The 12,902-nt window shown below is 41.7% G+C and carries 11 protein-coding genes and 1 pseudogene; 5 read left to right on the top strand and 7 right to left on the bottom strand.

Going from position 1 to position 12,902, the window contains the following annotated elements; all coding sequences use genetic code 11:
* Window positions 1–3: 3 nt before the first annotated feature.
* From flgA to CLV95_RS17380, 4 genes are all read left to right on the top strand, one after another.
* Window positions 4–888, top strand: coding sequence for a flagellar basal body P-ring formation chaperone FlgA (gene flgA, locus CLV95_RS17365; protein ID WP_002727071.1), 885 nt, complete (start codon window positions 4–6; stop codon window positions 886–888).
* A gap of 401 nt (window positions 889–1,289) precedes the next feature.
* Window positions 1,290–1,949: a flagellar basal body L-ring protein FlgH gene (locus tag CLV95_RS19945; RefSeq protein ID WP_308417694.1), complete on the top strand. Its 660-nt coding sequence runs from the start codon at window positions 1,290–1,292 to the stop codon at window positions 1,947–1,949.
* Window positions 1,946–3,133, top strand: a complete 1,188-nt coding sequence (locus CLV95_RS17375) for a flagellar basal body P-ring protein FlgI (protein ID WP_002727107.1) — start codon at window positions 1,946–1,948, stop codon at window positions 3,131–3,133. The genes CLV95_RS19945 and CLV95_RS17375 overlap by 4 nt, the downstream gene beginning before the upstream one ends.
* Complete coding sequence (locus CLV95_RS17380; RefSeq protein WP_002732842.1) at window positions 3,130–3,618, top strand: rod-binding protein; 489 nt, start codon at window positions 3,130–3,132, stop codon at window positions 3,616–3,618. Before CLV95_RS17375 ends, CLV95_RS17380 begins: the two co-directional genes overlap by 4 nt.
* Window positions 3,619–3,952: 334 nt before the next feature.
* Here the strand turns inward: CLV95_RS17380 and CLV95_RS17385 are convergent, their stop codons facing one another.
* The 6 genes and pseudogenes from CLV95_RS17385 to CLV95_RS20165 form a co-directional block, all read right to left on the bottom strand.
* A complete protein-coding gene (locus tag CLV95_RS17385) occupies window positions 3,953–6,202 on the bottom strand; it encodes a YhjD/YihY/BrkB family envelope integrity protein (RefSeq protein ID WP_002732836.1) in 2,250 nt (749 codons plus the stop codon).
* A 3-nt stretch (window positions 6,203–6,205) separates the two neighbouring features.
* Entirely contained in the window at window positions 6,206–7,093 is an 888-nt protein-coding gene (locus tag CLV95_RS17390) for a class I SAM-dependent methyltransferase (RefSeq protein ID WP_002732829.1), read from the bottom strand.
* Window positions 7,069–7,716: a class I SAM-dependent methyltransferase gene (locus CLV95_RS17395; protein WP_002727076.1), complete on the bottom strand. Its 648-nt coding sequence runs from the start codon at window positions 7,714–7,716 to the stop codon at window positions 7,069–7,071. Before CLV95_RS17395 ends, CLV95_RS17390 begins: the two co-directional genes overlap by 25 nt.
* A complete protein-coding gene (locus tag CLV95_RS17400) occupies window positions 7,703–8,938 on the bottom strand; it encodes an ATP-grasp domain-containing protein (protein ID WP_016749629.1) in 1,236 nt (411 codons plus the stop codon). Before CLV95_RS17400 ends, CLV95_RS17395 begins: the two co-directional genes overlap by 14 nt.
* A gap of 362 nt (window positions 8,939–9,300) precedes the next feature.
* Window positions 9,301–9,798 carry a DUF1579 family protein gene (locus CLV95_RS17410; protein WP_002732834.1) on the bottom strand — a complete coding sequence of 166 codons (498 nt, stop codon included), beginning with the start codon at window positions 9,796–9,798 and terminating at the stop codon, window positions 9,301–9,303.
* Between the two features lie 123 nt (window positions 9,799–9,921).
* Window positions 9,922–10,385, bottom strand: a pseudogene (locus CLV95_RS20165) (IS4/Tn5 family transposase DNA-binding protein).
* An 88-nt stretch (window positions 10,386–10,473) separates the two neighbouring features.
* Between CLV95_RS20165 and CLV95_RS17425 the strand changes: the two are divergent.
* Complete coding sequence (locus CLV95_RS17425) at window positions 10,474–10,770, top strand: SRPBCC family protein (RefSeq protein WP_002727103.1); 297 nt, start codon at window positions 10,474–10,476, stop codon at window positions 10,768–10,770.
* 101 nt (window positions 10,771–10,871) lie between these two features.
* Here the strand turns inward: CLV95_RS17425 and CLV95_RS17430 are convergent.
* On the bottom strand, window positions 10,872–12,902 hold a 2,031-nt coding region (locus CLV95_RS17430), incomplete at its 5' end, for a hypothetical protein (protein ID WP_107695039.1).

The raw sequence follows: 12,902 nt of genomic DNA on the forward strand, positions 1-12,902 counted from the left end.
CTTATGAACCTTATCCGGATTCTCATTCTTTTTGCCTTTGGCGCCGATTCGCTTTGGGGATCCGGGATTTATCTCAAAGGTAGAGTGATCGTAGAAGGGGAGGAAGTTCGTTTGTCTTCCGTCGCTCGGATTCCGGACGGATTCGAAAACCGTGTTCTCATCCAGGATTTAAAACGCCCCGTGTTTGTCGGACCCAAAGATATCTTGAAGATTTACGGAGATTTGAATCCGATCGTGGTGGGAAAAGAAACTTTGGTTCTTCCTTTGAATCATATCTTGAAACCCGAGGAAATCGAGGAATCGCTTACCAACGAAATCAAAAAAAAACACCCGAACGAGGAATTCAAACTTACGTTTTTATCTGGAGATATCAAGGTTCCCTCGGAAGGTGTCCAACTTCGTTGGGCGAATCTTTCTTCCCGTTTGCGCCCGGGACAACTTATAGCCTCTCTGGAAATATTTTTTCAAAATCAAAAAGTTCATACCTTGAGGATTCGTTTTCAGGTGGAACAAAAGATAAAAGTACTAAAGGCGAGTCGTCTTTTGAACAAAGGGGTCAAAATCGTAAAAGAAGATTTCAAAGAAGAAGAGGTCTTGACTTCTGAGGAAATTTTGGATTCTCCCGGAAATGAGTTACTGGGTTCTACTCTTTTAAAAGACATGAACGAAGGTGAGATCTTCCGTAAAAAACACGTTCGTAAAATTCAGGACGTTCAAAGAGGAGGAGAGATTCTAATGATCTATCACAAAGGAAGTCTTGTCCTCAAAGCGAAAGTCAAAGCTCTGAGTTCCGGAAATATCGGGGAAGAAGTACAGGTTACGGCTCATTCCAGAGAGGGGCAGTTGAGGGCGAAAGTCGTGGATAAGAATACGGTGATCGCGGAATGAAATTCGATTCGATTTTCGGTGCGGGCTCTGGAATTTTAGGTACGATCGTTCTTTGCGATTTCTTACTGTTTTTACGGCGTGTTTTAAAACTCGTTGTTTTCTGGAGTAGTTTTATCCACAAGTTATCGTTTCGTGAACAATCGAATTTTTGCGAGAGTTTCCGTAAGGCTTCTTATTTAGAAAAGTATAATTTTCTGATAAAGAAAAATTTACCGGGTTTACCCGACCATCGAACGATTTACAAAGGACGAGATGTTGAATTTTACTCCGGAAAGCTCGACGCAGAATTTGGATGGGCGCAAGTTTCACGGAAGATTGTCATACTACCGACATGTTTATCTTTAGGTCTAAACTTGTGGGACAGAGTCTTATCAAAAAGTTCAAGATCGAGTTTTTGGGGAATAGGTGTTTTTCTTCTTCTATTCTGCGTTTTCGCGGGAAACCGATCCGGTTTGAATGCTCAAGAATCCTCTCTTTGGGCGGATAAAAATCCTTATTCTATGCGTCAAAACATCAAGGTCGGATCTCCTCTCTACGTTAAAATCAAAAACGGTCTACAAGCGGAATTCGAGCTCGAATCCAATGCGGACGAAACCCTGACCTTGAAAGTTATGCCCGATAAAAAGATTATTCCCGATATGCCCTCGTATAACAGCGATCGTACGATTACTCGAAAAAATAAAGGAAAGATCAAGTCTTTGGGGAAAATAAAAGGGAATTTGACGGTTCTCGTGACCGCAGTGGATCCGAATACGGGACTTTTGAGCATCCGGGGACAAAAAATGAACGTGATCAACGGAGAGGAAAATAGCCTTTTTTTATCGGGAACGGTTTCTCCGGAATTTGTGGAAAAAGATTCCTCTATCGATGCGGATAAGATCGCTGATCTTCAGGTGAACTTTAACGGAAAAATCAAACGCCAAGAAGTGATTCCTCCGATCGCTTTAAAAACCGTCACAAATCCCGACGGTTCTACAACAACCAAGGCTGAACTTTCGGAAGAAGAAAAACAAAGACTGATTCTGAACCAGTTGAACCGGCTTTTGGGAGAATCACAATGAAATTTGAATATTTAATTTTTTGCATTCTTTTTTCTTCTTTAGTCGTTTTCCGCGGATTCATATCGTGCATTTTCTCCTTTCTTGGATCCTCGTTTTACGCGTGTTTTGCGGTATTTTTGATTTTAATCGGGGTGTTTGGGATTTTCCCTTTTCCTTTGGGCGCGGCCGAGCTTAAGCTGAAAGATATTGCAAGAATCGAAGGCATTCGGGAAAATCAGATCACGGGATATGGAATCGTAGTTGGTCTGCCTGGAACCGGAGATAGCAAAACTCCTTTTACTTCCGAGAGTATGAAAAATTATCTGAAAAATCTCGGAGTGGAAGCCAACCTCAAACCGGATCAAACTCGAAACATCGCATCCGTTTTGATCACCGCTACGATACCAACTTATTCTCGCAAAGGGGATAAGTTGAACGTAATCGTGTCTTCCATTGGAGACGCTAAGTCTTTGGAAGGAGGAGTTCTTCTGCAATCTCCTTTGAAAACCGCCGGGGATAAAACGTTCGCGGTGGCTTCGGGCGTGATCTCTTTCGGTGGAAGACAGGAACAGGAAAGAGGGGGCGGCGCGAGGGGAAATAAAAAGACGGTCGGGATCATTCATGGAGGAGCGATCGTCGAACAGGAGTTGAATCAGAATTTTTACGCTTCCGAAAGAATTCAAATTCAGCTTGAAAATCAGGATTTTACGGCTTTAAACACGATCGTCTCTCGGATTCGTTCCATACTTCCCGGAAAACACGGGATCGGACCGGAATCGGTTGTTCCCGTTTCTCCTTCCGAGATCGATATCGTTCTTGGAAAAACTTTCGAAAATAAGTCCGACGCATTCTTAACTTTATTAAGCGACATTGAAAATCTTACCGTCGAAACCCAAGTCAGGCCGAAGGTGATCATCAACGAAAGAACCGGGGTCATCGTAATGGGAGGCAACATCACGATCGAAGAAGTTGCGGTTTCCCGTTCCGGCTTGAATCTTTCCGTCACGGATAAAAACAAGAGACGCAGCTGGTTTGGAAAAGAACAAGAACCGGTTAAAAACTCTTTTTTGATCGAGGAATCCACAAGTGTGGGTGACGTGGTCGAAGCCTTGAACAAAGTCGGGGCCTCCACCAGGGACATTATCGCAATTTTAGAAGCATTGAAAAAATCAGGCGCGTTACACGCGGAATTGGAGATACAATGAGAATCGATTCCATTCAAGATTACACGAATAAGCTGAATCTGTTGGAAAAGCCGGAGGTCAGGAGTCTTATCCATATCGAAAATTCTAATAAAGAAAAACGGAATGTTTCTTTTTCCGAACGGCTCAGGGAAGAATTCAACGAAAAACTTTCCGGCAAAATCAGCTCTTCTGAAATCCGCATGCCGCATAACATCAAGGAAGAAACGGCGACTGATCCATATCGTAAAAAACTTTATTCCGCTTCCGTTGAATTCGAATCTATCTTTGTGAAGATGATGCTGACGGAAATGAAAAAGACTGTGGAGAAATCGGGTCTCATCGACGGAGGTCACGCGGAAGCGATCTTTGAAGATATGCTCTACGATGAATATTCCAAGAATCTTTCAGCGAATTCTTCTTTGGGTCTTGCGGAACAGATCTATCAGTCCTTATCTTCCAATCTTGCTCCGATCGACGCCGGGACCAGAACCGATCGTAGGGCTTAAAATGGAACACGTTCCATGAAAAGCTCTTAGAGCCTTCTGTTGGTTTTCTTGTTTGTGGTTATTGCTTACATCTAACTCTCGTTTTTCAAATCCAGAAGGGGCGCCATTTTGTCTGAGTTCTATTCTTAAATAACGTGAGTTTGACGGTTGAAAATCAGAAAGAATTTTCTAAAAGTAAGAGTTCCTACAATTTTAGAATTTGTTCGTAAAATTGTGATTTTTGGTATTTCCCATATTTTAAAAGTAGATTTACAAAGTTCAGGTTCCAACTTGTTTTTAGAAAAATGAATCACGGATTTGTACCCGAACTCATGTTAAATACGAAAAACCTTTGTTAGTCGATTAAATCTCCAAACTTGATTCCGTCCAAATCGTTTTGTAGTTTTTCTTCCGTTTTTTCGATTCTGGAATTGATGTTTCCGGGAAATAATTTCAGTTCCTTATCTCCGGTTAAAAGAGGTTCCGGAATTTTTCGATAAACGTCTCCAATACTCAAATCCGCCGGAGCGATAATCGGAATAAATTCGTTTTTCCTCGTTTCGGAGAGGAACCCCAACTCGCAAAGTTTTTTCGTTAGAACCGGGATTTCCTCCTCTTTCAACTTGGAAACCGAAGAAAGTTCGATGGAGGTGGAAGGTATTTTTTTTTCTCTTTGAATCCGATACGCGGACTTTAAAATCGAAATTAATTTTCGAAACTCGTTGCTCGATGAGGTATGAATTTCATCCAGAGAGTGAAGAGGAGCGAGATATCTTTCTTTGAATTGAAGAGATGCGGTGATTTCTGCACCAAACAAAACAATTAGAGAAAGTGAATATACTCCCAAAAGAAAAATTGGAATCGCTGCTAAAGCTTTGTAGATAATCATTGTGGTCTCGCTGAACGAGGAAAGATACACATGAAATCCCCAAAGAAAAACGAGAAAGATGATACCCGTAACCGCCGCTCCTGCGGAGGAGGCTTTTAGGGGAACCTTCGTATTCGGGATCAAAGAATAAAGACTTAGAAAAAAGAGCCAAATTCCGGAGAGCGGAAATAAAATTCTCAGAAAAGAATAAATCGTAAAAACGCTGTCTCCTCCGGTGATTAGAACGGTTGTAAACTTCTGATCTTTGGATTCCGTGATACTGATGGTACGATATTCGCCTACATTGAGCATTTTGATCTTTCCGTTCTCTTTTCTTTCCAAAAGAAGATTGGCCCATAACTTGCCGTTCATCGGGGTATAAAATTGATTCCAGTGATCTCCCAAATCCGTGGAGATGAGTATATTCCCCAGGCTATCCATGAGGAATAATTCCGTTATATCGGGTCCGGTAAAAGACCAGATACGGATGAAGTTATAACGTTTGTGACGCAGTTCGATCCAACTATTTCCTCCGTCTTGGGAACGATATAAAATCCCCCTTTCCCCCGTCAAAAATATATCTCCGTTTGTAGTTTGATGAATATCATGGAATGCTAAATGAGTCAGTCGATTCGGATAAAAGTTGAATCCTCCGTCGTTGCTCGTCCATACGGTTCCGGATTCGTCCACGATGTAACCTTTTAATGTCTCCGGAAAATAGACTTTGGAAGCGTTCATCTTCAACCTATCTTTGAAGATTGGTTTGAAGGAAATTCCTTCGGGAATGTAGTGTAGAATTTCTCCATTTTTGAATATAATGAAAATGTTATTTTTATTGACGACTTCTATATCCTTGAGTTCGACTCCTTCGAACGAAGTCAGTGTCCAGACAGACGATTCGACGGGTTTGATTAAGAGAATCCCTTTTGTGGAAAGGACGTAGACGGTTTCTTCTCGGATTTTAATACGAATAAAATCGGAATCTCCTATATCCGGCTTTTTGCAGAAATCCAGTCTCCCTCCTAAGTTGTCTAAACATTTCATGTTTTCAAAATCGATTTCGTCTTCCCGGATCGAATATTCCTTTTTGAGGTTGGAATCCATTCTAAATAGGGTTCCATTTTCTCCGCTTACCCAAATTTTATCGGAAGGATCTTTTTCCATGGAAAAGTAGTGGGAAGGTCTGAAAAAATCGATGGTCTTTTTAGCGATTCCTTCTCCGATCACAAAAAGAAGAGGGCCTATCGCCAAGACGAAAAAATAAAACACGAATTTCTGAAAGAGGGATCTGTTGGAACGGATCTTCCAAATTCCGTTGAACGCGTTTTCCAAAGAACGTAAAACCGCTGTTGCCGAAAATACCAAGATCACAAATCCGATGGCTCCGATCTGAGTCGCAGTATCGATCAGTTCTCCGATCGTTTCGAGATACGTATTGATATCCACGCTGATATTACTTTGTAGAATGAAGGTGTTGATTGTGTCGAAAATTTCCTCTTTTCGATTTTCTAAGCCGGAAGTGATCGTGATCAAAGATAACGCAACCGTGAGCATCGGAATCAAAGATACGATCGTAGTATAGGAAATTCCGGAGGCTTGCATGAGGCAATCGTCTTTGATAAAGCGATATGAGGAACCTACGATAATCCGGATGAATAGAACGAAAATTCTTAGAAAACCTTTTCGGGGAATCTTATCGGAATCGGCCAACCAGCCCGGTTTAAATAGATGTAACATTGTTCATTCCACCTTGAAGCTGTACAGAACCATGGACGAAGTCAAAGGTCTGCCTTGATTTTTGAATTTACTTTTCCAGTGGTAAACACTGATACGGATCCATTTCCAATAATCTTTCCAGGAACGGAAACTTCCTCTTGACTTGAGTAATTTTGCGAGAAGTGAAAAATCAACTCCGAGATAAATGATGTGATCTTTAAAACCCGAGCGATCAAGAATTTTTTTCAGATTCGATTCCGAATAATAATAAAAATGTCCCGGAAGATAATAGTGGTAGCTTGTCCCCGCATCGATCGCTTGTTTACCTTCGAAATTTGCGGTTTGTAAAAGTAACAACCCTCCCGGTTTAAGGATTTGGTAGAGTTTTTGAAAAACTCGGTCCGGTTGCGGGAGATGTTCGATCACCTCTACTAGAGTGACTACGTCGAAAAAATTTTCGGGAAGATCCGCATCTAAGAATTCTTCCTGATATACTTTGAATCCCCTGGATTTTGCGGCTTCGGCGGAGTAAGAAGAGATTTCCACACCGGCGACTTCGAAACCGGCTTCTTTTGCACAATTTAGAAAGCCTCCGAAGGAACAACCGATATCTAAAAATTTTCCTTTTGGTTTGAATTTTTGGATGTTTTTAATCCGAGCTTTCCAAACGTATCGATCGAATTTTTCGGTTTGTCTCTCGTCTCGATAGGAAAAGTCCGCATCCCCGGAATAGTATTCCTCCGTGTAGAGTTCGGAGGGTTTTGGTCTTGGATGTTGGGTTCTGAGTCCGCAGGTAGAACAGATATAAATTGGAATATTATAATTTTTAAATGTGGAGTGATATAAGAATTTCCAGTCGTTTTTTTGACAGCAAGGACAAGTTTCGTTTAGAGTTTCGCCAGAAAAATCCAATGACAAATCCTTTCTTCCAATTTTCCCAAAGGAGTCCTTTCCGTATAACCGAAATCGGTATGGGAAAAATCCTTTAAATCTTCTTTCAATTCCTCTAATGTATAAAAACGAGAGTAAGCCCCTTTTAAGTCTGTGGCTCCGATCACAGTTCCCTGCGCCTGAAGATGAGTGTCTCCGACTGCTCGCACCGACCCGGCTAGATATCCTCCTTTCTTGAGAATTCTAATTTTTTCCTTTAGGATTTCTCGAGCGGATTTTATGGAATTGTAGTGTAATACTCCCCAACTTACGATCACGTCGAAAAAATTCTCCTCGAAAGGGAACGGAGGATTGTCACCTAATGAAGCTTTGACGAAAGGGTACGTCTCGTGGATCGTTTTTACGGAATTTTCCGTATAGTCCGTCGCATAAACTTGATAACCGAATTCGTTTAATAAAACACAGTGCCTTCCGGAACCGGCTCCGAAATCCAAGGCTTTCCGTTCCGTTTGTTTATTGGAATAACCGGTTCCGATTTTCGAAATCATTCTGACCAGATTTTCATCCGGATAGCCTAACCTGGATTTGGTTCTTGTATAATGTAGATTCCAGGCGGATCGGGAAGAAGGTTCAGACGGATTCAAATTTACCTTCCAGTCTTTGTAGAACGGACTTCTTCCAGTTTTCCAAAGTCTGATCGTTTTGATCGGGACCTAAGACCCCGACACTTCGAGTTCTTGCCGCATTTCCTTCCGACGTTCTTAAAATTTCTCCATTTTGTTTCAACTTACGATCGAACATAATTTTTTCTTTTCCTTTTATAACGAATTCGGAATGTTCGACAAGTTTGGATTTTCCTTCGGGAGGCGCGGAGAAAAATATTCCCGCGTATTTTTTAGGAATTTTCGAATAGTTCAAAAACGGTTCGATTTTTTCTCCCGTTAAAAGTTTCACTAAATTCTTGAAATAAGAAGAGCCGAAGTAATTCGGGATCAGAACGTCCGCTAAAAATTCTCCTCCAACTTCGGGGACCGCTTCGATCAGATAGATTTCTCCTTGTGGATTGATTCTGAATTCGGCAACGAACGGGCAGTCCTTCATCCTAGCCGCAGCGGCTAGAGCCCTGCAATTGAGAAGAATTTCTCCGATCAATTCGCAGCGTGAAAAAGGAAGAGTATGAGCGATTTCTAAATAAGGCGAGTACTCCGTCACATCCTTATGGGAGATGGATGCCGGAAAAAACGTTCCGTCCTGAATCAGCCCGCAGACGGTGATTTCAAAACCCGGAATGTATTCTTCTGCGATCCATTCTTCATTCGTCTTCTTTTTGGATAAGGAAGTCTTTGAGCGAGAATTTTTTTTCTTGGATTTAAGAAAGGATTCCCATTCTTTCGGATCGTGAAAGGTTCTGATTCCTTCTTTGCCGCTTCCCTGAGAAGGTTTATATACGAAGGGAAATTGATTTTTTAAGGTACTTATATCATAATTTTCCGGAGTTAAAATTCCTATCTTCTTTGCGGTTTCTTTGAGCAGATTCTTATCCGAACAGATCTCAACACTTTCAAGGCTAGCATAACGTAGTTTTAATTTGTCGGCTATGTAAGAAGCGGTATAAGTCGCTTTTCCATAGGAGCGAGTTCCGACTCCGACAATTTTTCCCTGAAGAGGGATTTCGGAAACCGTTTTTAGAATTTTACGATATTCGGTGACGGATTCCATGATCCTGAGAGAGGACATGCTCAAACCGGGTGCGTGGTTGTCTCTGTCCACGGCGATCACCGAGTAACCGAGCCCGATTGCAGCGGAGATTAAGGGGACTTGATTGGGTCCGGCCCCGATGGAAAGGAAATATCCCTTTTCTTTCATCATCCGTAGATTTCTTTTTACGCGTGAGAAAGTCAAAGGATTTTTACGAGCGCATGACTCGATCCCGTTCTTATCGAGATGCGGACCGGAAGTGTTCGTTCTCCTTTTTCCTCGTAGGAATCATCTTGGTTTTGTCGTGATGAACGTAAGTCTCTGCGAGACGAGCAGATTTTGGAACTGCATTAGCATTACTTCGATTCTTCAAAGAGATTAGAGTCGTTTAAAAAGTTCAGATTAACAAAACTGCTTCAATCGATCGTGAAGCAGAAACAGATTATATGTTTGACTGAGGGGAAACTGGATCGGTAGGTTTTGGGGAAGAATTCAATCTTCCCTTATATAGATGAAAAAGGATCGATTCCTTACGAAATGCGTTCGTATAAAATTCGAACTCCTCCGGCCTTTTCTCCGTTTGGTCGGAGGTTCTGAGAGAAGATGATCAATCTGTCATCGCCGTCTTTTTCCAAACTGGTTTTCCAACCCCAACTGGTTTCCGGAGTTTCACCACCGTAGTGTCCTGTGAACGACCATTCTTTCGCGCCGGGGCTTCCTTCGGAGAATAGAATTCCGGTTCCCATTCCGAAACTTTCGACCCAAGCGGACTCGTATCTTTGTTTGTCAATATGATATCCGTAGATTGCGATTCCTTCCAAAGGTTCTCCTCCGTAACTTCCCTTGTATTCGTGAAGAAGAAATCTTCCGCCTAATATGAGTTTTATGTTTCCGAAGATCGGAGATTCGTCGGTGACTTCCCCCTCTTTGAACATCATCTGGTTGACGCCTTTCCAATTGCCCGTATAAGATTCGAATTCTTTGTGAACACCCTCTCGTTTTGAGATTTCAAACTTTTCTTTACTCATGACTGGGAAGCTAAATTCAATCTACGAAAGAAATCAAGAAGAATTATTACCGGACTTCGAATTCTATCGAAACCGTAATTGTCGCGTTTATATATCTTTCTCCGATGGAAAAAGGGTTAAAACCTATAACAAAAGAAAAGATTTGTTCTTTAGAAATGACTGGAAAATTGATCTTTTTAAGAATGGGTTTGATTCTTTTTCTTTGACGAAGGAATGAACAACGGAAGACGAACCGGCTGAATATTTGCCTACAATGGCAAGTCGAGTGAATCCTACTTCTGTGACTTCCTTTCGTTTAAACGAAAATTTAGTTGTATCATGCAAAATTAAAACAGGACCATTGTCGAAATTGTATCTTTCTTGTGTTAACCAGAAAATGGCCTCCTGATTGCCTATACCGTCGTTAGAAAGAAAACGATCAGCAGCCTTAGTGCTCGACCAATCTTGGTTTACAAAGGGTATGCTACTCCCAAACCTTCTGGCGAATTTTTAAGAAATTTACTAAATCTTTTATGAAGCCGGATATCCCCGAAATCACAATCCGCTAATTCTTCTTCAATCCTAGTCTTTCTTTCCTTTATAACCATACTAAGACTTCTTCATCTTATCAAAGAACATTTGAGATTCGGTCTTTAAGCGGTACAAAAAATTCTTAATTGTGGGCAATTGTAAGATTTGTTAGGTGCTTACGAGCCGGTGGGAATGGTCGTTCTGATAGAAGACGGAAAAAAGACCATACTCTCAAACTCGGTACTTTACGAGTCGAAGGAAGATCGAGATGGTGTTCTTACGTCCGGCATGGAAAAAGGTTTAGAGATTAGCTACGACAGATTTGTTCGAAATGTTGGCTTCGATCTAAAAAAACAGAATTTTCTAATTCTTTTTAGAAATAAACAAATTATACGGAAGAATTCGATTTTAATTCGAAAAAATCCATTCGGATTGGTTTTGACATTCCAAAAAGAAATTTAGAAAACTGCAAATTTCTAGATACAAATGAGTAAACTAATTCACCTAAGTTTTATTAAGTGAATTAGTTCTCAATTGTGAAAATTCTATCCGATTATCTTACCTCATTGACAGTTCGGAAGAGCCCATGGATAACCGCAGATATTTGCGAGTTGGTCCATTCCCACGGCGCGATATAAGTTGTTTACTTCATCCTTCGAGATGAGTCCCTTTTGCACGAGTCTCCATCCGAGAGACTGAGGAGAAAACGGACTTTTAATGGAAAGATACGCATCCGTAAACCCGGGGCTGCCATTTTGTGGAAGCGGAGAGCCGTCGTGCATCTCGCCCAAAGTAACCAGCAAATCTTTCAAACTCACTCGAGAGTTTTTAGGATGAACCACGTCTCCGTAAGAAACCCACTTGAAATTAGCCGGTCCTCCGTCCAAAATTTCTCCCAGCAGCTTCATCTGGTCATAGCGATATTGGATTTGATTCAATTGAGGTGCGATTTCCGGATCGGTTGCGTGATAACTATCAATATGGAATGGGGGCGTTTGTAATAGATAGTGTACAAAACCGTCGTAGCGAGCTTCATTGTTCGAGTTCGTTATATGATCCGTAAAATTGGAATTGAGGTTTTGAATCGCCTGCAATCGAGACGTCCAGTCAGGCGAATTTTCCAGAATTCCTCTGACTGACATTTCCCGCCGAAACCTTTGAAAATCGGAATACTTCTGATCTACAATCGGATTCAGCTTCCAACCATCTTTATATGTGCCGATATAAAACGGAATACCTGGGCCTAATTTCCAAGCCCCTTGGTTGCCGCTGATCAAATATCTACCGATGGAATTCACAATACCTTCTCCGAATGCTGTCCCCATATCCTGGTATTGATTGGAATTGTGAATTTGGCCATAGTATATTTGATTTTGGTCTATATATTGTCCGCCCCAGTTTCTCATGACACCTTGTAACAACCAGGGAGCTACGGGGGATGTGACTGTATGTCCGAACTCATGACCTAACGGACTGTCAACCCGATAAATAGTTGGAAGGTTATCTCCATCCGGTGCATTGAAATATAAATTTCCAGCCGACCCTCCCGAACCGTATGTACTGATAAAGTTGACCGTGTAACAACGAACACAGTTTCGAGTCGGATCGTTGAGAAACATATCAAACTGGATCTTATCCACCGATTCGTTTTTCAATCGATTGTGCAATTCCACCAGACCTTGCCATTTCGAAAGAGTCAATCGCAGGCTGTTTGTCATATTCGCAGGAATGGAGTTCAAAATATTCACTATTCCCAAATCGAAAGTTCTCGTTGTAGCATTCCAGTATGGATTCAAAGGTAACACTACTTCAAAGTAAGGTTCCACCTTGTCTTTGTGTGTATTCGGATCCACAAAGAGAGTTTGGAAGAATTTACTCTGGTCATACGGCAAGTAATTGAGAGCAGAGATCGCCGTTTTCTCCCAAAGACTCCGAATCGTTCCGATCGAATTGTTATATGCAAGATTTGTTTTGTAATCCAGCACGAGAGTGATGCGGACTCTATCCGGAGCGGGGTTCGACTTAAGACAGTTGTTGATCTGCCCGCTTACATTCCCGTCCAAGTCGCTTTGCAAATTGGAGATATAACATCCCACAGGATTTGTCTGGGAACTGTTGAAAAAATTCAGATGGACCTGACCCGGAACCGGTCTGTAACTTCCGGGACTCGGAACATCACTGGAAATTGCAGCGCCGCTTACAGGATCAAAGTGGCGTTTGAATTCGTGGCATTGTTTCCAAGGAATTGTGAAATAAGAATTTGAATGGTGACATTGTTCGTCTTCCAAAAACCCGATTTTTCCCTTGAGTGTGATCGGTTTTTCCTGCACGCATAAAATTCCCATTTCCACACTGGCTTGTGGGTCTTCTGGATCTTCCGTTGAAGTCCATTGACAAGGAATCGAACCTGCGGAAATGGAAGATGCGTTTTTGTGATTCGCATATCCAAACTTACCTTGATTGGCTACACTTCCGCTTGTCCAAGGTTGGGATGCGGAGGAACAAAGTTGTGTGGAAGTAGCGGTTTTCCAATTGGATTGAAGTCCGGTCCAAATTCCGAAATCATAGATGGAAAAAACATCCGTAAACGAATA

The sequence above is a fragment of the Leptospira borgpetersenii serovar Javanica genome (genome assembly GCF_003046425.1).
Taxonomy (GTDB): Bacteria; Spirochaetota; Leptospiria; order Leptospirales; family Leptospiraceae; genus Leptospira; species Leptospira borgpetersenii.